The 380-nt window shown below is 40.8% G+C and carries 1 protein-coding gene; it reads left to right on the top strand.

Annotation, left to right across the window (positions count from 1 at the left end):
- Window positions 1-380: SspB-related isopeptide-forming adhesin (locus HMPREF2837_RS09065; RefSeq protein ID WP_148131858.1), on the top strand; the 380-nt coding region annotated here is incomplete at both ends.

The following is a 380-nucleotide window of genomic DNA, read 5'->3' as shown; positions in this document are numbered from 1 at the left end:
GTATGAGAATACGGCTTATCAGCTTGATTTTGGTTCAGCTTATATCACGGAAACAGTTGTAAATAATGTTCCTACTGTTAAACCAACTAAGAAGAATCTGAACAAAGCAGGCGTGAACATCGATGGGAAACAGGTCTTAGCAGGATCTGTAAACTACTACAAGGTGACGGCAGATTATAGCCAATACAAGGGCATCGAAGCAGATAAAGACCGTATTGGTAAAGGGTTCTATATCGTTGATGATTACCCAGAAGAAGCTGTTACTATCAATCAAGATGGTGTTCAAGTGACGGATTCTAAAGGTCAAGTTGTGAAAGGCTTGAAGATGAGTCTTTATGATAGCCTGGATAAGGCACCATCAGGTGTCCAAGAAGCCTTGA

The organism is Streptococcus sp. HMSC071D03, assembly GCF_001812125.1.
Lineage (GTDB): Bacteria > Bacillota > Bacilli > Lactobacillales > Streptococcaceae > Streptococcus > Streptococcus pseudopneumoniae_N.
This window is presented reverse-complemented; position numbering and strand designations above follow the sequence as displayed.